Here is a 25,653-nt window from a genome sequence, read left to right as displayed (position 1 = left end):
TGTCCACCACTACTTTGTTACTGGCGTCACTACTACTCCACGTAACCGTGGTCTCTGCGTCACCAACGACATCGACTGTCGCTGTGAGTTGCTGGCTTCCTCCTTGCACCACACTTGCACTGTTCGGAGTGACACTCACGCTGTTAACGGCTGGCGCCACCGTTACCGTGATCGTCGCGGAGGCTTTCTTCGTTGCGTCTGCCGTCGATGTTGCAGTGATCGTATAATTACCCGGTGCCGCATTCGCGGCTACGCTTACTTTACCTGTATTGTCCACTGCCACTTTATTGCTGGTGTCACTACTACTCCATGTGACTGTGGTCTCTGCTCCGCCAACGGCATCGACTGTCGCTGTGAGTTGCTTGCTTCCTCCTTGCACCACACTTGCACTGCCCGGAGTGACACTCACACTATTGACTACTGGAGCTAAAGTAACCGTAATCGTCGCGGCCCCTTTTTTGTCGCTGTCCACTGTTGACGTTGCTGTGATTGTATAATCGCCCGGCACAGCATCCGCAGCAACAGTCACATTCCCTGTACTGTCCACAACGACTTTATTGCTGACGTCACTGCTCTTCCACGTGACGGTTGTCGCGATGCCTGCAAGAGCGTCTACCGTAGCCGTGAGTTGCTTACTTCCTCCTTGAATTACGCTTGCGTTAGCTGGGCTAACCGTCACACTGTTGACTGCCGGAAGCAGGGTTCCTGACTGCAGAATCGTTCCAGTTACCCCCGCCGCCACATATGTGCCTTTTCCGTAGGTGACGCCCATTAGGCTTTTCTGAATGCCACTCGTTCGGATCGTCCAATTCACTCCATTACTTGAGGATACTATCGTTCCAAGGTTCCCCACCGCCACATACATACCGTTTCCGTAAGTGACATCCCACAGAGTATTAGAAGCTCCGCTCGTTTGCTGCGTCCAGTTCGCTCCATCACTGGAGGTCAGAATCGCTCCATTTATTCCACTTGTACCCACTGCCACATACGTGCCATTTCCGTAGATAACATTATATAAATAACTCGTATTGCCACTCGTTTGGTTCGTCCAGTTCTCTCCATCACTGGAAGTCAGAACCGCTCCACTATTTCCCACCGCCACATACATGCCATTTCCGTAGGTAACGCCGTTTAGATAATACGTAGTGCCGACTGTTTGACTTGTCCAGTTCACTCCGTCACGGGAGGTCACAATCACCCCATTGTATCCCACTGCCACAAACATTCCGTTTCCGTAAGTAACACCTCTTAGATAATACGTAGCACCGACTGTTTGACTTGTCCAGTTCACTGCGTCACTGGAAGTCACAATCACTCCATTGTCCCCTACTGCCACATATGTGCCGTTTCCATAGGCGACATCGTTTAGATCCACTCTGCTGCTGTTAGTTTGGCTCGTCCAGCTCGTTCCGTTACTGGAGGTCATAATGAATCCCCTGACCCCTATCGCCACATATATGTTGTTTCCGTAAGCGACTCTCTTTAGATCACTCGTAAGAGGGTTCGTTCGGGTCGTCCAGTTGGTTCCGTTGTCGGTAGTCAGAATCGCTCCGCCTGTACCTATCACCACAAACGTTCCGTTTCCGTAAGCGGCGCTAATTAGGCCAGTTGTAACGCCGCTCGTTCGACTTGTCCAGCTTGTTCCGTTGGTGGAGGCCACAATATTTCCAGTATAGGTATCAAAGGCCATAAATGTGCCGTTTCCGAAAGCAACGTTATATAGAGTGCTCGTAGTTCCACTCGCACGGCTATTCCAGGTTATTAAGTTAGCAGAGGTTAGAATGGTCCCACTAGCACCTACTACCACATACATGCTGTTTCCATATGTGATACCATTTAGAGCATCCGTAGAGCCACTTGCTTTGCTCGTCCAACTCGTTGCATTGGTAGAAGTCAAAATCGTTCCCCTAGTTCCTACCAACACATATGTTCCGTTTGCATAAATGCCTTTATTAAGATTATTCGTAGTATTACTCGTTCGGTTCGTCCAGCTGACACCGTTATTGCTGGAGGTCACTATCGTTCCACCTGCACCCATCACCACAAACGTTCCGTTTCCGAAGGTGACGCCACTTAGCGCACTCGAAGTAATAGTCGCACGGTTCGTTCGGTCCGTCCAGTTCACTCCGTCGGTGGAGGTCACAATGATTCCAGTGGCCCCCACTGCCACAAACGTGCCATTTCCAAAGGCGACGCTAGTTAAATAATTTGTAATGACACTGCTTCGTTTCGTCCAGTTCACTCCGTCACTGGAGGTCACTATCGCTCCGCCTTCCCCCACCGCTACAAACATGTTGTTTCCGTAGACAACTGCATTTAAACGCTCACCCGTAGGCAACGGATTACGGATATTCCATTCGTCAAGAGAATCTGCAAAAGCATACTGAGGAATATTTCCCGCAATTAATAAAAATACGATGAAGATTGACATCCAACGTTTGATCATTTTCTCTATTCCACTCACCTTCATGCTGATTTACTCTACGGTGACATTATATCTGGAGTAATGTTGCAAAATTGTGACAAAGCAAAAAAGGAACCCGCTTCTGATGACAGGTTCCTTCGTTCGATATATATCAATCCGTTAAGTTTCGAAGCAAACTTGTAAGCGTATCTCCCGACACAGCTCCCAGCTCTGCATGGATCAACTCGGTGTATTCTTCGTAGTAGGCGGTAGCACGTCCAGAACCGCCGATGCGATAGTGTAGCTTCAGCGCCTCTTCCCGCAGCGATTCATCATAAGGATCGTGTTCGACCAGCAGCTCGGCCAGTCGCAGCGCCTTGAGCGGCTCCGTCACAGATTCCTCATAATACAATAGCAGCTTTTTCCCCAGACTGAGAAAGTACTGGCGGTATTCTTTGCGGTAAGGCTCGCACCAGACGCTGTCGAACCCTTGAAGAAACGGCCGGCTACAGCGGTGAACCAATTGCTCGACGTACACCAGATTGTCAGGATCTATTCTGACAGCATCCAATACGAAAAGCTCCAATTCGTCCGCATCCAAAGCCAGCGCTTCATCGGATAAGACCAATTTGTATCCATTCCGGACAGATGCCAGCGACATTCCCGATCGGCAGTCCCGTAGCGTCTTATTGATTCTGCTAACCGTGCTTCGAAGGTTGATGCCTGCCTTCTCCACATCCAGGGCCGGCCAGAGCGCCTCGAACAGTTCCCACTTGCTAACCTCTTTATCCCGGGGTTGTAACAGCATATAAGCGAGCAGCTCTGCGCACTTGGAGGTTACCCAGCGAACCGGCTCGGGGTCAACATCCATATGTAGAGCAAACTTGCCGAACAGGTAGGCGACAGCACTCTTTTGTCCGCCGTTACCAGCATTATCCCCGCGTCGCTGCCGTCTTTTTCTGACGCGTTCGAGCGAACGCTGCAAATCCTCTTCCATTAGCGGCTTCAGCAAATAGTCGAGTGCATTCACCCGGAACGCATCGATCGCGTATTGATTGTAGGCAGTAATGAACACAACCTCCATGTCGAGCTTGTCCGCATATACCCGCTCCGCAATCTCAAGCCCGCTTAGCTCGGGCATTTCAATATCCAGAAATAGTACATCAGGCTGTAGCTCTTTCGCCATTCCCAGCGCCTCATGAGGATTCACGCAGCAGCCCAGCACCTTAACTCCTGCACTCGCAAGCATTCTGTCAATTTGCTCCGTAACCAATAACTCATCATCTACAACGATAGCTTTCATCAATATGTTTCATGCTCCTCTCCGTTAGCTCTAGCTGCTGCTGTGCGCGTGGGGATCAGGAAGGTGACGGTTGTACCCTTGTCCTGAACGCTCTCGATCCGCAAGCCTTGACCGAATTCATTGATGAGTCGTTTGTGTACATTGATCAGGCCGATGCTTCCATCCAGCCGCTCCCGCTTAAAAATTCGATCAAGTTGCTCTGCGGTCATGCCAACCCCGTCATCCTGAACAGTGATCTGCAAGCCTTGCGGCGCAAGCTTCGTCCGAATAACCACCGTGCCTCCCGACAGTCGCTTCATGATGCCATGGCGAATCGCATTTTCGACCAGAGGCTGCAAAATCAATGCCGGAATCAACGTCTGCGTTCGAACATCTACATCCCATTCCACATTCAGGCGTGTGCCGAAACGGGCCTGCTCCAGCTCCACGTAGGATTTGGTGAGAGACAGTTCGCGCTTTAGACTGACCTTCGCATGACGGGGGTCAAGATCAAAGCTGAGTCGCAAATAGTTGCTGAATTCGCTCAGCAGCTTGCCTGCCCGATCGCCGTCGCTATAGCATAACGAGATAATGCCACTCAAAGCGTTATAGATAAAATGCGGCTTGATCTGCGATTGCAGAAACAACGTCTCCATACGAATGGCCTGCTCGACTGCTTCTTTCAATTGCAGCAGTGTCTGTACCCGGGCCAGCAGCTCCTTGCCACTGAACGGTTTCACTAGAAAATCATTTGCTCCCACTTCGAATCCCATCGCAATATCTGCCGGCGAGTTGCGTACAGTCAGCAGCAGAACGGGCAGCTCGTAGAGCGGGATCTCCTCCCGAATACGCCTGCACACTTCATATCCTGAGAGCTCAGGCATCATCACATCGAGCAGGACAAGCGACAGATCATCACGATGCTGCTGAATCAGCTTGAGCGCGTCCGCCCCATTGTACGCCGTAAGAACATGATAGCGACTGGAGGCAAATAACTCCTGCAACACCTTGATGTTGGAGGAATCATCATCCACCAGCAAAATCTTCACCTCGCCGGTTCGCTCCGCTGCATGCGGCGAGGTCTCTTTCTTCACCGGCGAGCTTGCCCTGGGCAAAGGTTGCGGCTCCAGACCGGCAGCGGCTTCTGCCCGGATGGCCCCAAGTTCTCTCTGTGTTGCCGTCGCCTCCGGCAGCTGCAGCTCAAACACGGAGCCTCTTCCCGGCTCCGACCACTTCAGTTCCAGATCGCCGTCCATTTGCTTCGCAAGCGCCTTGGATATTTTCAGACCGAGACCAGAAGATTGATACGCCGAAACCGCTGGCTCCCCGTCGTTAAATAGATCAAATTGGAAAAGCACTTGGCGCCGTTCTTCACTCATTCCGGCGCCAGTGTCCGCAAACGTCAGGAATAACCGGCCTTCTCGCGACTCTGCGGCCACAGTCACACTTCCCCGTTCCGTAAACTTCAACGAATTGCCGACCAGATTCACAAGAATCTGCTTCAGGCGGTTTTCATCGGTAAACAGATAAAAGGTTCCCGGAGGTACTTGATTGACCAGCCACACCTGATCATTTCTACGAATGAATTTCAGTGCTTCGAGCGTAGCCTGCACCGTGCCGCTGACATCGAAAAACCGGTGATGGAACGTCAGGCTTCCGCGCTGCAAGCTCTGAAAATCGATAATATCGTTCACCAGCGTGGACAAACGGGTCGCCTGGGCAATGATGAAGTCCAGATTCTCACGATGCCGCTGCGCTATCCCTTCGCCGCTCTGGTCGATAACCACCTGCGCCAGATTGATAATGCCGTGCAGCGGTGTTTTGAACTCGTGTGACGTATGGATGAGAAATTCGTCTTTTTGGCGGTCGTACGCAATGAGCTGCTCAGTGAGCCGCTCGTTCCGCAAGAACGCCTCGCGAACCCGGTCCGACATGAGGAAGGATTGCGATAGAACGAGAAGCAGAGGCGTTACGATCATATAATACGGGTTGTCTAGCGCGAGCTGATAACGTGTCTGGGCATACACCCAACTAATAATAAGGAAAAATAAACCGAGCAAAATATAGTAAACTTGAACCCCGCTATTCCGATAACGGAACAGCCAGCGAATCATGAAAGCGAACGCCGTGATTTGCAGGACGATCCCGAGCCAAAGAATATCAATTAAATATTCGTTTGGTATGCCAACCAATAAGACAAGACATCCATAATAAACCCTTTTCAACCACTTATACTCCGGGCTTCTCTTATGGTCCAGCCCCAGGTACAGATAGACATAGAGGGTAAAGGACATAACAGAAACGTAGGGCAGGATAAAGAGCATTTTCTGCAATAAAAGAAAAGAGATCCCGGGGAACAGAGTCGCCATGACGATTTCGTTGTCAATGCTAAAAAATAACCCTAATGACAAGCAGAACAAACTAAAAAAGGCGAGATAGGGCTCCTTCCGCCATTGCTTGAATGTTCCTGCAAAATAAATCCCGAATACCAGCATGGTGGTGATAACAATCATGTCCGCTAAACGGGCATTATCGCGCCTGGCCCATACATCTGCTGTTAAACCGAATTCTGGCGCCTGCACCAAGCCGCCTTCCAAATAACGGTAGCTTGCGATCTGAATAATGATGTCAATAGTGCCGCTATCCGCTTTCATCATACCGTAAAACGGAAGGTTGCTAGGTACAAATTGATCCGGCGACAAATGCGGTTTTCCAGTACCGCCGAGGTCTGAACCGTTCATGAAGATATGGCTGGACAACCGAAGCTTTTTAGCTCTAAGGCTATAAAAGTCAGGATCTTTAACCTCTACGCGCAGACGGTACGTACCTGCACCATGCCCCCTGTCAGATGAAACTACACCTTTCCAGCCTCCAGCAACACTAAGAAGCCGGCGCTCCGCTTCCAGTGCCTTGCCACCGGTTTGGAAATCCTGCGGAGTTAACAGCTTGTTCTCATAGAACTCCCACTCTCCCCGCAACGGTACAATTCCTTGCTTCGCAAAATCCCATTGTCTGGCGTCCAACACTCCTCCACGCGCTTCAGGGTACCGAAACGTAGGATGAAGCCATTCATAGACGAATATTGATATAACGACGGTAAAGACAAGCATCATGCCGATGAGCACCGTCAATTGTTTTCTCATTGTCCCTGGTCCCAGTTCCACTTTCATATCCGCACCCAATCCATTATGTTTATGACTATATTCGTCAGAATACGACACATTTCCTTCAAATAGGGAACTTGGGGAATCAAGGACACATTACCTGGTTTATTCCTTTTCTATTTGCGCCAAAACAAACGAATCTTTATTAATTTCAACGGCAATAGCAGTTTGAGTAGATAGGTCTTTTATCTTATAAAGTTTTGTTCCAACAGGATAATGATTTGAAAAATCATCCTTACCGGACTCCGATTCCTCATCTGAGTAAGTTTTAACTTCTCCTATACTTTCCTGAATATCGGTAGAAGCTACTTTTATTTCAGTTCCCACATAGATTGTTTTATTAAAAGTAATGATTTTATCGAAAGACCAGCTCTGGGATGATACCTGGCCTGTCTCAGGTGCGTTGGTCTTGTCAACTTGAGCTAATGAAGGATGAGCACATCCCGATAACAGTAGTAATGCAAACAAAGTTCCAATTAGTCGCTTCACTGTCATTCCCCCTTAATAATCAAGACGTTGGAAAATGAAGAAAAGTTACCTGAACTAGTCCTGGGCAACGCAAAAAAGCGGCTCACCTTACACTCCGCTACTCTTACTCTTTATGCAGTTCAATAAAGTATTTACCCCAACCCGCCAAGCTTGCACGAAATACGAGACGCCGCTTCCTTCACATACCCAATGAACAGCGGAATTTCGTCTTCGCCAAGCCGATGAATCGGTCCTGCAGCCGATAGGCTGGCAACAATTCGCTGCTGCGGATCAAGCACAGGCGCCGCAATAGCGAAAGCATCCGTATCTACCTCGCCTAAGGTAAAACAATAGCCTGCGTCCTTTATGTTATGCAGTTCTTGCAACAGCGTAGACTTCGTGGAATTTGCCTCAAAAAGCTTGCACATGTCTTCGATAATCTTATCGTTCTCATACGCAAGCAGTGTTTTGCCAGAAGCGCCTGAATTCAGCGGCAGCACCCGGCCATTTTCAATAGACATTCTGATTAATCTTGGACTGGTTACATGCTCAAGACAAATGGCTTTGGAGCCGGAGCGGACGAATAAGACCGTGGTTTCATTAGTCAGAGCGGTGAGCTCCTCCATAATCGGCCTGGCGATAACCAGAAGCTCCTTCTCGATCTGCTGAGACAAGCCTCTGGCTAAATCAAAGATTCGAAGCCCCAGGCCAATCTTGCTTCTCCCCTTGCGCTCCACAAAGCCACTCTTAATCAGCGATTGAATAAAACGATATGCCGTGCTCTCCGGAATGCCCACCTTCTCCGCAATTTCGCTTACTGTAAGCGTAGTACCGGAGTCAGCAAGGACAAACAGGATATCGATAGCACGTTCCAACGTCTGAGTACCATTCATTATTACACCTCAAAATAAAACGATCGTAGTTATAAAACTCTGAACCAGTATATCATACTCTCTGTTCTCCGCGTGACCTGCGCAAAGTGATTTTCTCAAGTCGTAGCAGGACCATATTCGTCGATAACGCCAGCAAGGAGACTAGCAGCGTACCCCACACCATCTTGGGAATGGAGTTTTGATACAACCCTTCGAACAGTACCCCGCCCAGCCCTCCGGCATTAATCCAGGCTGCGATGGTTGTAATGCCTATTACGGATACCGACGCAATTCGCACCCCGCCCAGAATAACCGGCAATGCCAGCGGCAGCTCAATCCGGACAAATTGTCTCCACGCGCTGTATCCCATACCTTTAGCTACCTCAATAATAGAAGGCTCAATGCCTTGGAATCCTGAGATAACATTGCGGACCAGAATTAGCTGACTGTACACAACCAGTGCAATAATAGCAGGTTTGGCACCGAGTCCCACGAACGGAATCAGCAAGGCGAACATGCCCAAGCTGGGAATGGCATAAATAATACTTAGTACAGACAGCACAGGTACCGCAATTTTCCGTCTTCTGGCTAACCAGTAGCCAAGCGGAAGCGCGATAAGCATCGCAATCAGCAAAGAAACAAACGTAAGTACGATATGCTCCCATAAAGAGATCAATAAATCATCATAATGGCGGGAAAAATAGTCCAGCATTCCAATCACCTGCCATTCTGCAGATTCAACTGCTCTAGCGTAATCTGACCTAGCCGCTCGCCCTTATCATTTTCAACAACGACATAAGGGGCATTATGCTGCAAAAGAGACTGAAGCGCCGTCTTTAGACTTTCACTACCCTGAATGGTCGGAACACCATCCGTTACAGTCTCATTCGTCAAAGCGATCATTCGATCCTCAGCCCGGATCAGGTGGAGCTGCTGGAATAAGTCATCTGCTTGAATCAAACTCGACACGAAGGAATTGCTAGGGTTCGACATAATGGCCAGCGGGGTGTCGTACTGCTGAATGGAGCCCTCATTCATGACGATCATTTGATCTCCCAGCTTCATCGCCTCTTCCACATCATGCGTAACAAACAGCACGGTCTTGCCAAGCTCCTGTTGAATCTGCTTAAAATCATCCTGCAGCTTCTTACGTGTAATGGCATCAATAGCACCAAACGGCTCATCCATCAGCAAAATGGCAGGGTCTCCAGCCATCGCTCTGGCAATACCCACCCGCTGCTGCTGTCCACCTGACAATTGGCGGGGGTAGAGCTTTTTATAATTTTCCGGAAGATGGACAAGCTTCATTAAATAATCAATTCGCTCCGCGGTCTTCTGCCGCTCCCAGCCCAGAATATCCGGCACAGTGGCAATGTTCTGCTCGATGGTCAGATGCGGGAACAGCCCCACCTGCTGTATCACATAACCAATACTTCGACGCAGCTCTGTTACAGGCAAGCTCCGAATATCTTTGCCAAACACGGAGATGGTACCTGCGGTCGGCTCAATAATGCGGTTCACCATCTTCAGTAAGGTTGTCTTCCCGCTGCCCGATGCGCCCAGAATCGTAACAAAGGAACCTTGGGGAATACTTAGACTCGTTTCATTTACAGAAGGCTTCGGGGCCTTCGGAAATGTTTTGGATACCTGCTCGAAAACGATTGCCTCTTTCATCACTAATCAACTCCTGTAGGAAGGGGGCTTCTCCCTGCTGGAGAAACCCCACTGCTTCAATTATTAATTACTTCTTGATTAGACCTTGTTCTTCCAGGAAGGACTTGGCCACATCTGCATATTCTTTTTTCTCAATATCGACTTGAGCGTTCAGCTTTTGCACAGTTTCGTTATCCAGCTTCGCCGAGATTTTATTCAACACTTTCGCGATTTCCGGGTCCTTGTCGTTAAGCTCACCACGGATTACAGGGGCAACGAAGTATGGAGGCCAGAATTTCTTGTCATCCTCCAATAGCACAAGATCCTTGTTGGTCAAATCACCATCCGTTGTGAAGCCTACAGTGACATCGGCCTCGCCGTCCAGCACGACACGGTATTTGATACCATAGTCAAACAGCTTCATGCTCTTGAAATTCAGTTTACCGTAAGTCGCATTCAGACCTTTCAGTCCATCCTCACGCTCTTCGAATTCCGGCACAGCTGCCATGTTAAGCTCAGGTGCATACTTCACGAGATCAGAGATTTTGTAGAGATTATATTTTTCAGCAATTTTCTTAGAGGTCACCAGACCTTGGGAATCATTCGCGTTGGTCGGTTCCAGCCAGATCAGATTGAATTTGTCTTTGTAGCCTTTGGCCACTTCATCGTATACCGTTTTGGCATCCGAGTTCGGCGGCAATTCCAGAACGTTGATCAATCCGGTTCCTGTGTATTCAGGATAAAAGTCGATATCGCCTTTTTTAAGCGCTTCATGCGCAACCAGTGTGCCACCCAGGTTAAGCTTGCGTTCCACCTTGTAGCCAGCATCCTCAAGAGCCAATGCATACATTTCACCTAGAACCAGGGACTCGGTAAAGTTCTTGGAGCCTACTTTCACCACAGTCTTACCGGAATTGGAGGAGCATGCGCTAATTACCAGAACTATACTTACCAGCAAACCGGCCAAAGCTAATAGTTTTCTTTTCAATCGAATACTCCTCTCACATTATCGCTGATATTTGGTGACTAATCTTTCGATTCCTGAAAAACCGATTTCCGATAGAATGGCTAATAGGGCTACTGGAAGCGCACCGACAAGCAACAAGGAAAATTTGTACATTCCCAGACCATTGATGATAAACGTACCAAATCCGCCGCCGCCGATGAATGCAGCGAGTGTGGCACTGGCAATAACCTCTACCGCCGAAGTCTTAATTCCGGACAACAGCAATGGAGCTGCGAGCGGCAGCTCGATCTTACGCATAATCATCCTCTCACCCATTCCGAGGCCCGAAGCTGCTTCAATGATTGCCGGCTCAATCCCCCGAAAACCCATATATGTATTAATAAGAATTGGAGGGCAAGCAAGTATCGTCAAGGCGACGAGTGCGGGTGCAAAGCCTGTTCCCATGATCGGTAAAATAATAACTAATACCGCCAAGCTTGGGATGACTCGCAGGGAATTGAAGAGGCCCATGATCGGATCGGTTAGCCATTGCTTCTTGGCGCACAGAATACCGAGAGGTACGCAGATGACGATCGCTATAAGAAGTGCGTAAACGCTTATGCTTAAATGCACCTTAGCCGCTTCCAGAAACCGGTCACTATTGGTTATCACATACTCGTAAGCTTCACGGAAAACATTCACCCGTAATTCCATCTCCTTCCGCCTAATTTATCATATAGTAATAATTAATTACCATTATTATTAAGTGATATATACCATTATGTCAATCGGAATTATTTATTTGACTCTATAGAAAGTTTTATCAAGGTATGCAGCAGCACATTGGCGCCGGCCTCACAATCTTCGGGACTGCTCCATTCCAGTGGATGATGACTGATACCATCGCGTGAGCGGACCAGAATCAAACCGATATCCGTAAGCTCATTCATTGCAACCGCATCATGGCCTGCACCGCAGACCATATAATGCTCCGGCAACTCATTAATTCTACAGCTCTCTGCCAAGGTATCCATAATCATCTGAGAGGATCGAACGGGCGGAGCACTGTCTGTGGCTATAATCGAGAGACTCAAGCTTTTCTCTTCTACTATACCAGTTAACGCTTCTCTAATCGCTATCTCCATCTGAAGTAGCTTCTCAGCTTCTTCATGCCGCAGATCCACGCTGTATACGACCTCTCCAGGGATAACGTTAATTGCTCCTGGCGCAAGCTTTAATGTGCCTATCGTTGCCACTCCACCGTGTTCAACAGCTATCTGTTCAATGGCGAGCAGTTGCGCAGCAGTAGCCGTCAGCGGATCTTGCCGCAGCTTCATCGGGGTTGTTCCAGCATGATCCGCACGCCCACGAACCGTGACTTCAAGCCAGCAATGTCCATAAATCGCAGTAGCTATTCCAACAGATGTGCCCAGCGCCTCCAGTACACGGCCTTGCTCAATGTGCAGTTCTACATAAGCCTGGATTGATTGACGGCTGCGACTAGCGAGTGCCACAGTGCCGGGACTCACCCCCGCATTTTCCATGACTTCCTTTAAAGAGAAGCCGTTAGCATCCTTCAGTTCCAACCATTGGTCATCCCATCCCCCGCTCATCGCCCGGCTTCCCAGATATCCTGCGCCAAAGCGTACGCCTTCCTCATCCGTGAAGCAGATAACCTCCAGGGACCGGGCGTGCCGGATGCCCTGCTCTTTAATGGTACGCAGCACTTCTATTCCAGCCAGTACGCCAAGCGCCCCGTCAAATCTCCCGCCCTGGATAACGGTATCAATATGCGAGCCTGTAGCGATGACTGCTGCATCCGGGTCTTCACCTGCCAGCACCCCGATCAGATTGCCTGCTTCATCCTGCCGGACTTCAAGCCCTGCATCCGCCATCAGAGACATCACAAATTGTCTTCCGGTCAATTCTTCATCGGTGAGCGAAAGACGGGTGATCCCCCCTTGTTCATCCGCGCCAATCTGACCTAAGGCCTCAAGGGATGTCCATAGCCGCTCGCTATTAATTTGTACAGATAGGGGATTAAGCATCCTCCCACCGGCTGAAATCTTCTTCATCAAATAGCAGCAACGCTTGCCCTAACGCCTGTGTTCCAGCAGCGACGTCCTGATATTCTGTCCACTCCTCCGGACAATGGCTTCTGCCATCCTTGCTGGGAACAAAAATCATCCCGATCGGCGCAATACTTGCCAGTTGGTTAGCATCATGACCCGCCCCACTAGGCAGACAGATGGCCGGAGCCACAGAATTACAGGCTGAGAGTACCTTCTCCAGCACCTTTTCCTTGACGATAACGGCATCCGATTTCGATAAGGACTCGAGGGATATCTGCAGTCCGCGTCTTGCCGCAATCTCGGCAGCTTCAGCAGCAAATGCTGAATATACTGCCTCAGAGATTTTGTGATCCAGCGAGCGAATCTCCAGATCAAATCTAACCAAGCCCGGTACAACATTGGATGCATTAGGCTCATTGTTCATTTTGCCAATTGTACCTACCGCATCCTTCGCATAGTGCAGACAATGACGTTCAAAGGCCAACCCGATCTCGCAAAAACCAGCCAACGCATCATTGCGCAGCGTCATCGGGGTCGTTCCCGCATGATTGGGCGCTCCAGTAATCTGGACCCGATAGCGATGAATCCCTACGATGCCCAGCACCGCGCCGAGACGATGCCCCGATTGCTCCAGCACCGGGCCTTGCTCAATGTGCAGCTCTAGATACAGCGCTACCTCTCCCGGTTTCCTGATTTCAGCATGTAGACGACTGACATCACCGCCCTGCCGGTTGATGGCATCGGCAAGCTGTAGACCTGTATCATCCCGCAGCTCCAGCATCGCCTCTGTCAAATTCCCCACCATACCGCGGCTTCCAATGGTTGAAAGACCGAACTCGCTAGGCTCTTCCGCCGTAAAATCAACGATTTGCAGCGTATGCCGCAGCTTCAACCCCGATTCTTGCAGCACACGGGCAATTTCGATACCGGCAAGCACGCCGATAATGCCATCAAAACGCCCGCCGCCAGTCACAGTATCCGTATGGGAACCGATCATAATCGGCGCTAAGCTGGGATCACTGCCGGGCAGAACTCCGATCAAATTAGAAGCAGCATCAATCTCCACAGTCAGTCCCGCATCCTGCATTTGTCCGGTCAGCCAGCGTCTTCCGCTGTCATACTCTTCTGTGAACGGACGGCGGGTCCAGCCGGGCTTGGACGGGTTGATCAGCGTGGATAGCTGCTCAATATTATTTTGCAACCTGGATGTGTTAGGTACCATCCCTGCATGAATCTCCATGTTCCATTCCTTCTCCCTAGAATGAATTTATGCCCGGTGCTCAGCACTTACGAATTGACCATACCCTGGCTGGCCTACCACGGATCCAGCTTCATACACCACAGAACCTCTGACCAAAGTATGGGTTAGCTTTCCTTGCATTCGCATGCCTTCATAAGCACTCCAGCCCGCACTGGAATGTAGCTCCCGTTCATCCAATGTCCAGGCAACAGAAGGATCAATAATCGCCAGATCGGCATCATAGCCAACTGCCAGCCTTCCTTTACGATGCCCCAGTCCAAATACATCTGCAGGTCTTTGACTAAGCAATCTCACCATCTCCGTAAGTGAAATCCGCCCTTTCGCCACACCTTCACTATAAATGACAGGCAGCAAATGCTCGACGCCCGGAGCTCCGGATGAATTATTGAAAATGTCAGCATCTGATTTGCGTTCAAGCAGCCATGGCGCATGATCGGACGTAATCATATCAATCGCGCCTTTAGCAGCCAAGTCCCACAGACCTTCTACATCTGATTTGGAACGCAGAGGAGGGTTGATTTTCCCTTTTGCCCCAAGACGCGGCATGTCCTCTTCGCTAAGAGTTAGATAATGTGTACAGGTTTCCGCCGTGATCTTGGCCCCAAGCGAACGGAAATACTCTGCAAGCTGGAAAATACGGGGATACGTACAATGGTACAAATGCAGCTTGACTCCAGTCTCGTAAGCTAGCTCCATTACCGTCAGTGCCGCGACAGATTCGCTGACCTTCGGTCGGCTCAAACCATGGGAACGAGGGTCGCTGCCGTTGTCGCGGTATTTATTAATGTAGCGTCTTACGATTTCATCGTTCTCGGCATGAACGCCTACCGGACAGCCCGTCTCAGCAATGACCGCAAAGGAATCCAGCAACTGTCCATCATCTATCCGCGGAAACCGGAAAGAGTCCGTATTAAACATAGATACCTTGAAACCACAGGCTCCTGCCGCTGCCAGCTCCCGAATATGTTCGTAGCCATCCTCCTTATGGATGGTCACGAGCATAGCCATATCTACAAGGGATTCCTGCTCGAGACGCAGTCTTTTTTCCTCGAACATCTCAAGCGTACAGACCATACCCGTCGCATCGTAAGGCATCTCAATAATCGTCGTTACCCCACCTGCTGCTGCGGATGTACTCGCTGTGGTAAAACCTTCATCTAAAGAGCTATAACAATGAACGTGCGCATCTACAGCCCCGGGGAGTACAAAACTCCCCTCTGCGTGAATCACTTTGTCTGCCGTGATGCCATCTGGATTCTGTTGGCCTACGCTGACAATCTTGCCGTCCTTTATCCCAACCGCTGAATCATATAGTACTCCATCAGGAAGTACGAGGTTACCGTAAACTAGAAGATCATATTGTGAGCTCATGAATCACTTCTCCCTTCCAATCGAATTCCCCTGCGCATTAATTCATAAGCGGCACTAATATCAGGGGTTAGTGGCCGATCCTCTGTCAAAGGCGATACCACGTTTCGAATCTGTGCATAGACCGCAGCTGATCCTTGACCTAATGTAGCTTGTGAATCACGTAAATCAATCGCCTGAGCGGCGTGAATGGCTTCCATGCCAAGAATATAATATAAATGATCAATAATATCAGATGTCTTACGAATCACCAGCGGGGTATTATTAGCGTGATCCTCCATGTCTCCAGCAATTGAGAAGTAGTCCGCAGAGACCGGATTAGAGAGCAAACGGATTTCTGCATCTAATGAAGTAAAAGTCTTCTGCATCGTGCCGAAAGCAATTGTTCCCTCGTCAGGAGCTAGAAAACGCCCTAAGCCCGTGAAACGCGACGTACCCAGCTTAAGTGAGCGGTAGCAGGATATTTTGGATACATGACTGAGTGCAATGGCCAGCATCTCAAAAGCAACGGTCCAGGTGGTCACGTCAAAATTAGACGAAGGCACCACTCTTCTTTCCTTTAAAAGAACACAAGGATTGTCATCTGAGCTATTCAATTGTACGCGCAGAAGCTTGGAAGCATACGTGAGCGCATCCCGAGCCGCGCCATGGACATGACTGGCGCTGCGAAAGCTTAACGGATCTTGTATTTTCTCCCGCTGATCCATCTGCAGCAACTTGCCGCCGCGCAAATGACTTCGGACATTCGCTGCACTTTCCGCCGCTCCGTCCAGTGGCCTAACTTCGAACAATGCTTCCTCAAACGGGCTAACGCAACCTTGCAGCGCCTCAAGCGACAAAGCGAACACAGCATCCGCCGTGTCCAGCAATCGTAGTGCTGCTGCTGCGGTTAACGCCGCGTTGCCTGACGACAAGGCATTAGAGCTAACAATCGCCAGTGCATCTTTTGGTCCAAGCTTTAAAGGCAGAATCCCATTGGCTTCCAAAGCAACTTGGGCAGAGACCGTGTTCCCTTGATAGCTTACCTGCCCTTCGCCGATCATAGCCAAACCAATATGGGATAAAATCGATATATCTCCAGCGCCCACCGAGCCGCGTACCGGAAGAATCGGGTGGATACCGGCATTAAGCATATCCCGGTACATCAGGACAATCCCCGGCTGCACCCCGGTACAGCCTAGCAGCAATGTATTCAGGCGGGCGACAAGCACCGCTCTTACCTGCTGCTCTGTAGCCGCAGGCCCCACCCCAGATGAATGAGAATAAATCAGATTCCGATTGAATGCCTCATACATATCAGCGGTGATCTGACGGTCTTTATTCTTGCCAACACCACGATTCAGTCCATAAATCGGAATGCCTTCCGCAGCCAGCTCATGAATCAGAGCATGCGCTTCCTCAACCCGTTCCAGCGCCTCCGGAGACAATTCCACCCGGCATCCGCTGTTGGCAATCTTCTCAAGCTCCTCAATAGAGAGATTGTGCCCGTCAAGCGTAATTATAGAATCGGACAGCTGCTCTTCTGTGTCCGTATCGTTCATTTCTATTTTTCCGTCCATAGTCTAGCACCTTCTCAGTTGTAATAAAGGATCAATTATTAGATACCCTTCAGACCGTATTCGGCAAGCGGAATGCCAAGCGCCTTCTCTACCTCCGGATAAACCGTAGGGTCCTTCACGCTGGAGCTGAGCGGAACATGCTGCTTGTCGATAGCCAGCAATGAAATTTCCATGCCTTCCTTTACACCGCCTACACTGATTGGCAGACCCGTAGCTACCTCAAAGGTTGTAATGACATCGGGATATGTGGTTAAGCGGTTTCCGTTCGCATCATCCACCGCCATATATTCATTCATGACATGCAGCGTCAACTCACTGCCAGCTCCGTCAGCCATAGTGATGGTACCAATATCAAATGCGCCGGAATAATGAACGTCCTTCTTCAGCACGACGCCCCGGCCGATCATCTTGCCGTTTGTTTTCTGAACAACGGTCTCCATGATGTCTTCCGGACCTTTCGCCTCCGCCTCGATCATGGCATAGCCCAGATCCAGCGCAATCGAAATCCCGCCAATCGCAGCATGCTCCTTCACATAGGAAGCCGGGATCGGATGACGTGCAGATGCAATGAAGCCTCCGGACATATCGGAAGCCGTGCGCAGGATGTTAGACGTCTTCGCAGGGGTTCCTTTTACAACCAGCTCCAAGTAAGAACCGTTGTCTCTACGGCCGCCAACTACTACCTGAATGGTCTGATAGTCAAGGCGCGAAGCCAGACCCATGGAGCCCATTTTGCCTGTAGGATGCGCGCGAATATCACCGGTTGCATCCACAACCACCAGGCCGAGCGCTGCAGCAGGCAACCAGCCGTTGATCGTACTGGACATGCCGTTCTGCGGGGTCATCACACCGACCACCTTGCCGTCAAAGTTCTCCATCAGGAGCTGAACAGCTTTGATATAGTCAACGCCCCACATCTCCCATTCATTTCCGGCAGGTGCGCCGATCGCTGTACAGGTAATAATTATCGCATCATCAGGAAGCTCATCAACCGATACCAGCTTGGGCTTCGCAATGCCTACCGCGGCACCGCCAATCTCCAATCCATGGTCAACCCAGCCTCCGCCTCCAGCTGCAAATACTGCTCCGCCTCTAACTGCTGCACGTACATCCGCTATCGTTAATTCCCGCATTATTCATTCTCCTTCAAAGTAGTGTCAATTCTGCGTATTCCTTTTTTGTTTACTTCATCTAATGCTTCCTCATACCCTGCATCTGCATATCGCATAACACCAAGTCCCGTATCGTTGTCCAGCGTTGTCTTCAAGCGAAGATCCGCATCAGCCGTTCCATCCGCTACGAGTGTTACGCCAGCACTTGTCATATAACCGCTATAACCGCCACCGCCGGAATGGATCGCTACGAGATCCGCCATCGAAGAACAGTTAATCATGGCATTCAGGAGCGGCCAATCCGAGATAGCATCACTGCCGTCCTTCATATTCTCAGTCATAATGTTCGGATGGGTCATCGATCCGGCGTCCAGGTGGTCACGTGAAAAAGCAATCGGACCGCTAAGCTCGCCCGTCTTAACCATTTCGTTCACCGCCAGAGCCAGCTTCGTCCGGTCACCGTGTCCGAACCAGCCAATACGCGCTGGCAGGCCTTCCACCGGCACATACTGGTTCGCCAGCGAAATCCAGTTCACCACCACATCGTTATCACTAAAATTCTTCAATATATATTGATCAATCTTCTGAATATCGCCAGGGTCCCCACTCAGTGCTACCCAGCGGAAAGGACCAATAGCGCGCGAGAACAACGGTCTAAGGAAGGCTTCGGTAAATACCGGGATATCAAAAGCATTTTCCACGCCGTTCTGCACCGCTTGGGAGCGGATATTATTTCCGTTATCAAAAACAATCGCCCCTCTGCGCTGGAACTCCAGCATCGCTGTAACTTCAACAGCAATCGAAGCCCTTGCATCCGCCTGGAGCTGATCGGGTGCAGATTTGCGCAGCTCAGCAGCTTTTTCCAAACTATAACCGGATGGTATGTAGCCATACATCAGATCATGCGCTGAGGTCTGGTCTGTGACCACATCAGGCTGTACGCCTCTGCGAATCAGTTCCGGATAAATTTCAGCAGCATTGCCTAGCAAACCTACAGACAGACTCTCCTTCTTCTCGGAAGCCTCCTTAACCCACTGCAGCGCTTCATCCAGATTGTCTGTCTTCTTCTGCAAATATCCGACTTCAATGCGTTTATCAATTCTCGCTTCAGATACCTCAACGCATAAAATAACGGCACCCGCCATCGTGCCCGCCAGCGGTTGTGCGCCGCCCATTCCGCCCAAGCCAGCCGTTAGAATGAACTTACCCGCCAGGCTGCCGCCGAAATGCATTCTAGCAATGGATTGGAAAATCTCATAAGTCCCTTGAATGACGCCTTGCGAACCGATATATTGCCAAGCGGCAGCGGTTAGGCCGCCCCACACGATCAAGCCCTGCTCTTGATATTTATAGAAGTTATCACTCGTAGCCCATCGGCCAACGATGTTACAGTTCGCCATGACCACAATCGGAGCATACTTATGCGTACGCATAATGCCAATAGGCTTGCCGGATTGAATAACAAGCGTCTCATCCTCTTCCAAGGATTTAAGAGTATTGACAATGGCATGATAGGAATCCCAATTCCGTGCTGCCTTCGCAAGTGCAGCATATACCGTAAGTTCCTTCTGATTTTCTCCATTTTCAAGTACGTTCTCGAGCATTCTCAGCAGTGCTTCCTGCCTCCAGCCCTTACACCGCAACTCTCCACCTCTAGCAGCTGTAATTCTATCCATGCCTATTCCTCCTTTTTATCATCATTCAATAATTACTTTCTATTAATCAATAAATTAACAAACACACACCTTATAGTCAATACAATTCGCAAGATTTGCGTCAGTTTAAGTAACGCGCTAGGAGATAACCGCTTTATTGCGGTGCTGAAATAACTTTATTGTAAGTTAACATCGGCTTAGAAAGCTAATTTAATGACAATTTTCTACAGATCGATGTGCTTTCTACAGCCAGAAAAAAGGAACCCGGCTCCGCTGTGGAGGCAGATTCCTTCTTTTATAATGGGCTTCCTATACAAAACACAATCAATTCACTGACTCGCCATCTACCAGAAGCTCGACACGTTCATTGTAGAACGCGATACGGCCAGCGATTACTGACAGCTCGGGACGAGGATCGGAGTAAGACCAGGCGATCAAATCCTCCCCTTCGCTCGAACGCCAGTAACGATCAGAGTAACCTTTATACGGGCACTCGCTCCAATCTTCGGTTTCCGTCAGCGCACTAAAATCAACCGCTTCAATCGGAAAATAGTATCGGGTCGGTAACCCCGTCTCATAGACCAGAACCGGATCATTCGTTTCGGCAATCACCCGGCCATTCACCTTTACGGCAACATGACGGCTGCTCGGCAACGCATCCACCCGATTATGCGGGTCACGCGGATGTGTCATCACCGGTTGATCTTCCTCGTACCAGCCGTCCAGCACACCGAGAAACCAGTTAACCCCGAGATAGCCTTCGAGTCCCGGTTCGTTCCAGGCCCACGCCGCAAAAGGAATATGCCGCTCCCCTAAATGAAGATCAAACCACTTCACATCTGTTGTACGCGGCCGATAGAATACCCCTGGCTCCGGCACTCCCTCCGAAGGGGTCAGGAGATCTGTTCGAACGTGCTCAACCGGAAAACCATACTCAGGAACCTTATGCCGTGGCTCCCACACTAGAATCTGCGAACGACTGTCTACTACCGCCACATCCCCTACTACGGCTCGCACCCAACGCTCGCTCGGCTCGAACGTGTAACGTTCAGGGTACGGAGGATACCGCCGGGTCAAACCGGAACTCTCCTGAGGAAGCGCAGCGGCTGGTGGACGATTGGCAAAGCGAGGAAGGAGCCCACGCTCCTCATCAGTAATGACAAATGGTACACGTTTGATAGTGTTAGCTGTCTTTTGATCAAATGGAGTCATAATCTTCATTCCCTTCTTTTTTATAGTGTTAAAATCATTTAAGCAATCCTTCGCTTTCCAGCCATTCCTTGGCTACATCCTTTGGCGTTCTCTGCTTCACGTCAACCTCGCCATTCAAGCGCTGCATTTTGTCATCATCAAGTCTTCCGGCAAGCTTATTGATAATCTCACGCAACTCAGGGTGCTTCTCCACTACTTCACCGCGGATGAGAGGAATGGCATAGTAAGGCACGAATACCTGTTTATCATCTTTCAGAACAACAAAGTTACTGAGCGGAATCTGGCTGTCGGTTGTATACGCATTGGTCACATCAATGAGATTTTGCTCAATGGCTTTATAAGCCAGCACTCTGTTCGGTATGTTCTTGATCTCTTTAAATTGAGGATTATACACCTTCTGGATTACCGGCCATGTATCCTCACTCATCAGAAAGTCCTGGCTTGTTCCAAATACTAAATCCTTGGAGTGAGCTGCTAAATCGGAAATACTCTTAATATTCTGTTTCTCGGCAAACTCCTTGCGCATGACAAACCCGTAAGTGTTATTAAATCCGAGCTGGTCCAACACCTCGACTTGATGCTTCTCTTTGAATTTTTCTTTTACAATATCGTAGACCTTTTGCGGATCATTTTCGGGCTTCTCCTTTAAAATCTTAATCAGAGCCGTCCCTGTATACTCTATGTAGGTATCAATCTCACCTTTCTCAAGCGCCTCCCACACCGGACCCAAGGAAACTATTTTGGTGTTAAGTTTAGTATCATGTTCAATGAGTTGCGAAATAGCATTAGCCAAAATATCCGATTCCCCAAAACCTTTGGAGGCGATGGTTATCGTATCCGTGCCACTACCCTCTGACTTTCCACAGCCTGTTACCGCCAATGCTAATGTGAGTGATAAACCAAGCATAACAAGAGACCGCGACTTTTTTCTCAAACCTAATCCACTAATTCTTCCAAGTAACTTCATCAACAATTTCTCCCTCCACTTGCCCATAAAAAAAGGCTCCATTCCCCTTAAGCTAAGGAAAATGAAACCTCCGTTTGTCCGGTCAGTTATCAGTATGATTATTAATATTCGATAAGTGAATATCGTAAAGCAATATTAAAACACACTATTCCGCTTGTCAATCTTTTTGTTAAGTAAATTCATCGGAATAAGGAGATACCTATTCTAACAAAAACACCTACCAAGTCGATTACTTCTGATAACAATAAATAAGCAGCATTCCTGCCACTTTTCTGTGGTGGACTCTTCAAATTTACACAAGTGGTCCTTCTAGTTTCTTATTTAATTCTATAATAAAATGGGCGGCGTGATCCGTATGATTTTTGATATATACACGATAATCTCCATCCTCCGGAACGGTAATGGTCACTTTACCTGTTCCGGTGGTTACAGTTCCACTATGGACTTTATCCGTAGAGACAGACATGATGCCAACTTCAAGCTTTCGTTCCTGCTCACATTGAACAGAAAAGATGATGTCCTCACCCTTTTTCCATGCCATTTTCGCGAAATTGTTGTCCCGTCCAGCTTCCAAATCTATTGTCAATTTCTTTCCGTCCGATGTCTCAATTCCACCCAACACCAAAGACGCTACCTTAGCGGGTTGAGTCTCTATCGGGCTGTCCTTTGTTTGCTCTGAGGGCAGAACCTCAGCAGATTCATTACCCAGAGTAGCACCCACTCCGACAGCAATGATTGCAATAAGTGCAATGCTTATGGCCAGCATACTAACCTTCTCTTTTCTAGTGTTCATGAGTGAAGAAAAATACGTTTTCATTCTTTCGCCCTCCTGTAAAAGAAAAAGATTATATTAATTCTAAATAATAACACTAAAAATGAAGATGATATTCACGTATGTTTAATAAGCTGCTTCTGGCACTCGACCGAAAGCAGCTTATTTTAGGAAAAATAACGAACAGCTACAGATCAAAACTCCATACATAGTCCCGGTCGATCACTGTTTTTTGCTTTAATGGTCAACGAAGAACGTTTTGTATCCCAGAACTAATCCGTGTATCTTGCCATCATATATGTGCTGTAATATTTTCCGTCGGAAAGGATGCGGTCCTTCTTTAATATCCCTTCGACTTCAAAACCAAGGCTTTTGTATAGCCGGATAGCACTCTCATTGGTTTCCAGCACGCCGCTTAAGATGATTTTGGTTATGCCGTTGGCATCAGCCCAGGAAATAGACGCCTTCAGAAGATTTTTCCCAATGCCGAATCCCCAATATTGCTTCAAGACACCTACTCCAAACTCCACCTTGTGTATGAAGCGCTGTAAATCATTCCCTGCACATCTGGAATAACCGACGATCTGACCAGCCACTTCGGCCACCAAACATATATTTCGCAGATGAACCGTGTCCATCTCAATGATTTTTTCAAATCCGGCTTCATCAATAAAAGCTTCTCCCGGCACTCGATCCATATGTTCAGTCTCCCCATCAACCTGCAGCCTTACATCGGATAGATGCTTCGCATCTTCCTTGACTGCAGAGCGGATCGTGTATAGAAGCCCGTTTACTAGGAATTCCTGTTTGTTAATGATCATGGCGTTATTCCTTTCTACTATTATACTCCACGTTTAGTCTTCCATCTCTTTAACCTATCATCTAGTGACAAACCATTGATCAGCTTAATATTAAGCCTATCTGCTGCCTCCTTGGCCGCCTTTGTGAAATTGCTCGTCGTCACTATCCAAGCATCGTAGCTGCCGTGAACCTGCTTGCCCGCTTTAAGGCGCAACACTATATCATTTCCAACATCCTGCTTCCAGCGCTTGCACTGTACAGCGATTTTATACCCCTCTTTGCCTTTAAGGATCAAATCCACTTCATGATCGCCAGAACCGCCAACTCGTTGTACGGTATAGCCTTGATCTATGTAATACAGCTCCATTAACCTCTCAAAATCCGTACCGGATAATGTCCTTACGTCTGCTTTTAGAATCTGTGCATCGGTTAACTTTTTGATAGGAGCTTTTGCCGAAGGAATATTAGTCTTAGCTCTGGTTGCGCTACTTTGCCTAGCACTACTCTGCTTTACATTAGCACCCTTAGCTGGCTTCCTCGCCTTCTTGTCCTTCCGACGTTTGTTGGTCCACATTCCGCCGAAAATCTCTCCCAGAATGACAGAGCCTAACAAAATACCAAAGAAAAATCCCCAGTGCAGGCCCGGAATGCTAAAGTAAACCCCTAAGCCTCCAAGTATTAACAGCCCTCTTATCACATACGCTACCTGTCTACCTTCTGCATAATACGTTTTAGCCATAATCGCTCCACCTCATGTTGTAATAAGCCCTACTAGAAAGTTAAGAACTTTCTATTCGAAATATCCGACATTTAACTTCATCATTCTTCTATTTTTCCTATATTTAGGTTTTATTCACTATATCATATTTCTGGTTACATTTGGTGCGAGAAAGCCCCCGGTGAGTCTGAGTACCTATCACAATCTAATCGTTTGAAAATGAGTTGTTACAAACGCCTTTCCAGGCGCTCTCTGACTCTCCACTTTACTCTATAACGCTTCAGTAAAATGATTTGTACTCAAATTAGAGTCCGCGATATAATACAAGCATAGGTCGTGAAGCACACGCCGCTCCAATGCAATTTCCCACTGAATTGATTTCAGGTGGACGTTGTTTTGGAGCGGTTTTTTTGCGGGAAAAATCAATGCCTTGTTTATGAGTTAGATTAATTCGTGAGTTAAGGAGGAGAATTGTGATGCAGCGATTTGATCAGCAATATGAGGAATGGTTAACAAGAAATCTGGAGAATGAGATTAACCCCAGACGAAAGGAGTTTCTTGGTAAAGGGCTAGGTCATGGTACGGTGGAATTCCTCCGCGCTGTATGGTTCCCGGCAGTCGGAAATTTGGATCATCTGTTTCCTGAATGGGAGGTACGCGATTTTAATAATGGCTATCGCTATCTTGATTTGGCTTACATGCCAGGAGGTGTGAAAGGCGGAATTGAAATCCAAGGATTTGGCCCACATGCCAGAGATCTGGATGTCAGGCGTTTCAAAGATTTATGTCGCCGCCATTGCTTGCTAGCTCTTGATGGCTGGACTTTTCTTCCTATCGCTTATCCTTCAATTGTCGAGGAGCCCAAACAATGCCAGCAGTTAGTGCTTTCGTTTATCGGTAAATTCATTACAACGGATGTGCCTTCTAATCTAACTTGGCTGGAAGCAGAGACGTTACGCTTCGCTAGACGTCTTCTCCGAACTTTCACACCCTTGGAGCTTGCGCATCATCTCAAAGTATCCGATAGGCACACCAGACGAATTCTACATAAGTTAGTTGAACTACAGTTATTGGATATCACAGGAGGACAGCAGCGCTATCGGACATATCAGCTTAGAGTGTAGCGCATGTTCAGATGCGTGAACTTATAAAGATGTATGTTAACAGCGCCTGAATTCCGTTACTGTAATCGGGATGCGAAAGATTCTTGCGGGCTGCGTGCGGGGGAGTCTGGCGGACTGTGAGCAATCTCGCGGGCCGTGGGGAGTCTGGCGGACTGTGAGCAATCTCGCGGGCCGTGGGGGCCTGGCGGGCTGTGAGTAGTCTCGCGGGCCGCGGGGGCCTGGCGGGCTGTGAGCAATCTCGCG

Annotated in this window: 21 protein-coding genes; 1 reads left to right on the top strand and 20 read right to left on the bottom strand. The window is 48.8% G+C overall.

All coding sequences use genetic code 11. From position 1 onward, the window contains the following. The 20 genes from HPT30_RS01580 to HPT30_RS01485 form a co-directional block, all read right to left on the bottom strand. Positions 1-2,446 (bottom strand): DUF6242 domain-containing protein (locus HPT30_RS01580; protein ID WP_175369786.1); only part of this gene is annotated, 2,446 nt, incomplete at its 3' end. Positions 2,447-2,576: 130 nt separating this feature from the next. Next, complete coding sequence (locus HPT30_RS01575) at positions 2,577-3,707, bottom strand: response regulator (protein WP_246316866.1); 1,131 nt, start codon at positions 3,705-3,707, stop codon at positions 2,577-2,579. Continuing rightward, the gene (locus HPT30_RS01570; RefSeq protein ID WP_175369784.1) at positions 3,707-6,829 is read right to left on the bottom strand and encodes a hybrid sensor histidine kinase/response regulator; all 3,123 of its coding nucleotides are present in this window, start codon (positions 6,827-6,829) and stop codon (positions 3,707-3,709) included. The genes HPT30_RS01575 and HPT30_RS01570 overlap by 1 nt, the downstream gene beginning before the upstream one ends. A gap of 126 nt (positions 6,830-6,955) precedes the next feature. After that, positions 6,956-7,339, bottom strand: a complete 384-nt coding sequence (locus tag HPT30_RS01565) for a membrane lipoprotein lipid attachment site-containing protein (protein WP_175369783.1) — start codon at positions 7,337-7,339, stop codon at positions 6,956-6,958. Between the two features lie 131 nt (positions 7,340-7,470). Beyond that, the gene (locus tag HPT30_RS01560) at positions 7,471-8,211 is read right to left on the bottom strand and encodes an IclR family transcriptional regulator (RefSeq protein WP_175369782.1); all 741 of its coding nucleotides are present in this window, start codon (positions 8,209-8,211) and stop codon (positions 7,471-7,473) included. A 52-nt stretch (positions 8,212-8,263) separates the two neighbouring features. Beyond that, positions 8,264-8,902, bottom strand: coding sequence for an ABC transporter permease (locus tag HPT30_RS01555; RefSeq protein ID WP_175369781.1), 639 nt, complete (start codon positions 8,900-8,902; stop codon positions 8,264-8,266). 5 nt (positions 8,903-8,907) lie between these two features. Next, on the bottom strand, positions 8,908-9,864 hold the full coding sequence (locus HPT30_RS01550; protein ID WP_217622213.1) for an ABC transporter ATP-binding protein: 957 nt from the start codon (positions 9,862-9,864) through the stop codon (positions 8,908-8,910). Positions 9,865-9,931: 67 nt separating this feature from the next. Continuing rightward, positions 9,932-10,831 (bottom strand): glycine betaine ABC transporter substrate-binding protein, encoded by a 900-nt coding sequence (locus HPT30_RS01545; protein WP_175369779.1) that lies wholly within the window; start codon positions 10,829-10,831, stop codon positions 9,932-9,934. A gap of 18 nt (positions 10,832-10,849) precedes the next feature. Next, positions 10,850-11,503, bottom strand: a complete 654-nt coding sequence (locus tag HPT30_RS01540; protein WP_066372638.1) for an ABC transporter permease — start codon at positions 11,501-11,503, stop codon at positions 10,850-10,852. 80 nt (positions 11,504-11,583) lie between these two features. Further along, positions 11,584-12,837, bottom strand: coding sequence for a Zn-dependent hydrolase (locus tag HPT30_RS01535; protein ID WP_175369778.1), 1,254 nt, complete (start codon positions 12,835-12,837; stop codon positions 11,584-11,586). Next, a complete protein-coding gene (ertE, locus tag HPT30_RS01530; RefSeq protein ID WP_175369777.1) occupies positions 12,830-14,101 on the bottom strand; it encodes an N-carbamyl-l-glutamate amidohydrolase ErtE in 1,272 nt (423 codons plus the stop codon). Before ertE ends, HPT30_RS01535 begins: the two co-directional genes overlap by 8 nt. Before the next feature lie 27 nt (positions 14,102-14,128). After that, on the bottom strand, positions 14,129-15,493 hold the full coding sequence (locus tag HPT30_RS01525) for a dihydroorotase (protein ID WP_175369776.1): 1,365 nt from the start codon (positions 15,491-15,493) through the stop codon (positions 14,129-14,131). Next, a complete protein-coding gene (locus tag HPT30_RS01520; RefSeq protein WP_246316864.1) occupies positions 15,490-17,049 on the bottom strand; it encodes an HAL/PAL/TAL family ammonia-lyase in 1,560 nt (519 codons plus the stop codon). The genes HPT30_RS01525 and HPT30_RS01520 overlap by 4 nt, the downstream gene beginning before the upstream one ends. Positions 17,050-17,087: 38 nt before the next feature. Next, positions 17,088-18,182: a thiohydantoin desulfurase gene (gene ertC / locus HPT30_RS01515; protein ID WP_175369775.1), complete on the bottom strand. Its 1,095-nt coding sequence runs from the start codon at positions 18,180-18,182 to the stop codon at positions 17,088-17,090. Beyond that, positions 18,182-19,837, bottom strand: a complete 1,656-nt coding sequence (gene ertB, locus HPT30_RS01510) for a thiourocanate hydratase (protein WP_175369774.1) — start codon at positions 19,835-19,837, stop codon at positions 18,182-18,184. The genes ertC and ertB overlap by 1 nt, the downstream gene beginning before the upstream one ends. A gap of 303 nt (positions 19,838-20,140) precedes the next feature. Further along, positions 20,141-21,028, bottom strand: coding sequence for a DUF427 domain-containing protein (locus tag HPT30_RS01505; protein ID WP_175369773.1), 888 nt, complete (start codon positions 21,026-21,028; stop codon positions 20,141-20,143). Between the two features lie 34 nt (positions 21,029-21,062). Then, the gene (locus tag HPT30_RS01500; RefSeq protein WP_246316865.1) at positions 21,063-21,995 is read right to left on the bottom strand and encodes an ABC transporter substrate-binding protein; all 933 of its coding nucleotides are present in this window, start codon (positions 21,993-21,995) and stop codon (positions 21,063-21,065) included. A gap of 292 nt (positions 21,996-22,287) precedes the next feature. Continuing rightward, positions 22,288-22,812, bottom strand: coding sequence for a hypothetical protein (locus tag HPT30_RS01495; protein ID WP_175369771.1), 525 nt, complete (start codon positions 22,810-22,812; stop codon positions 22,288-22,290). Between the two features lie 227 nt (positions 22,813-23,039). Next, entirely contained in the window at positions 23,040-23,588 is a 549-nt protein-coding gene (locus HPT30_RS01490) for a GNAT family N-acetyltransferase (protein WP_175369770.1), read from the bottom strand. 20 nt (positions 23,589-23,608) lie between these two features. Then, positions 23,609-24,307, bottom strand: a complete 699-nt coding sequence (locus HPT30_RS01485) for a restriction endonuclease (RefSeq protein WP_175369769.1) — start codon at positions 24,305-24,307, stop codon at positions 23,609-23,611. A 455-nt stretch (positions 24,308-24,762) separates the two neighbouring features. On the opposite strand from HPT30_RS01485, the gene HPT30_RS01480 reads away from it, so the two are divergent. Beyond that, entirely contained in the window at positions 24,763-25,410 is a 648-nt protein-coding gene (locus HPT30_RS01480; RefSeq protein ID WP_175369768.1) for a transcriptional regulator, read from the top strand. Positions 25,411-25,653: the final 243 nt, after the last annotated feature.

Origin of the sequence: Paenibacillus agri (genome assembly GCF_013359945.1) — a bacterium.
GTDB classification, from domain to species: Bacteria; Bacillota; Bacilli; order Paenibacillales; family Paenibacillaceae; genus Paenibacillus_AQ; species Paenibacillus_AQ agri.
The sequence above is the reverse complement of the archived record's forward strand: the minus strand, read 5'-3'. Positions and strand labels throughout refer to the sequence as shown.

Bases quoted from the DNA above. Each gene is read 5' to 3' on its own strand.
- HPT30_RS01555 (WP_175369781.1), bottom strand. From the start codon at position 8,902: ATGCTGGACTATTTTTCCCGCCATTATGATGATTTATTGATCTCTTTA.
- ertB (WP_175369774.1), bottom strand. From the start codon at position 19,837: ATGGATAGAATTACAGCTGCTAGAGGTGGAGAGTTGCGGTGTAAGGGC.
- HPT30_RS01560 (WP_175369782.1), bottom strand. From the start codon at position 8,211: ATGAATGGTACTCAGACGTTGGAACGTGCTATCGATATCCTGTTTGTC.
- HPT30_RS01575 (WP_246316866.1), bottom strand. From the start codon at position 3,707: ATGAAAGCTATCGTTGTAGATGATGAGTTATTGGTTACGGAGCAAATT.
- HPT30_RS01490 (WP_175369770.1), bottom strand. From the start codon at position 23,588: ATGATCATTAACAAACAGGAATTCCTAGTAAACGGGCTTCTATACACG.
- HPT30_RS01570 (WP_175369784.1), bottom strand. From the start codon at position 6,829: ATGAGAAAACAATTGACGGTGCTCATCGGCATGATGCTTGTCTTTACC.
- HPT30_RS01550 (WP_217622213.1), bottom strand. From the start codon at position 9,864: ATGAAAGAGGCAATCGTTTTCGAGCAGGTATCCAAAACATTTCCGAAG.
- HPT30_RS01520 (WP_246316864.1), bottom strand. From the start codon at position 17,049: ATGGACGGAAAAATAGAAATGAACGATACGGACACAGAAGAGCAGCTG.
- HPT30_RS01485 (WP_175369769.1), bottom strand. From the start codon at position 24,307: ATGGCTAAAACGTATTATGCAGAAGGTAGACAGGTAGCGTATGTGATA.
- HPT30_RS01495 (WP_175369771.1), bottom strand. From the start codon at position 22,812: ATGAAAACGTATTTTTCTTCACTCATGAACACTAGAAAAGAGAAGGTT.
- HPT30_RS01535 (WP_175369778.1), bottom strand. From the start codon at position 12,837: ATGCTTAATCCCCTATCTGTACAAATTAATAGCGAGCGGCTATGGACA.
- HPT30_RS01525 (WP_175369776.1), bottom strand. From the start codon at position 15,493: ATGAGCTCACAATATGATCTTCTAGTTTACGGTAACCTCGTACTTCCT.
- HPT30_RS01540 (WP_066372638.1), bottom strand. From the start codon at position 11,503: ATGGAATTACGGGTGAATGTTTTCCGTGAAGCTTACGAGTATGTGATA.
- HPT30_RS01480 (WP_175369768.1), top strand. From the start codon at position 24,763: ATGCAGCGATTTGATCAGCAATATGAGGAATGGTTAACAAGAAATCTG.
- HPT30_RS01505 (WP_175369773.1), bottom strand. From the start codon at position 21,028: ATGACTCCATTTGATCAAAAGACAGCTAACACTATCAAACGTGTACCA.
- HPT30_RS01500 (WP_246316865.1), bottom strand. From the start codon at position 21,995: ATGAAGTTACTTGGAAGAATTAGTGGATTAGGTTTGAGAAAAAAGTCG.
- ertC (WP_175369775.1), bottom strand. From the start codon at position 18,182: ATGCGGGAATTAACGATAGCGGATGTACGTGCAGCAGTTAGAGGCGGA.
- ertE (WP_175369777.1), bottom strand. From the start codon at position 14,101: ATGGAGATTCATGCAGGGATGGTACCTAACACATCCAGGTTGCAAAAT.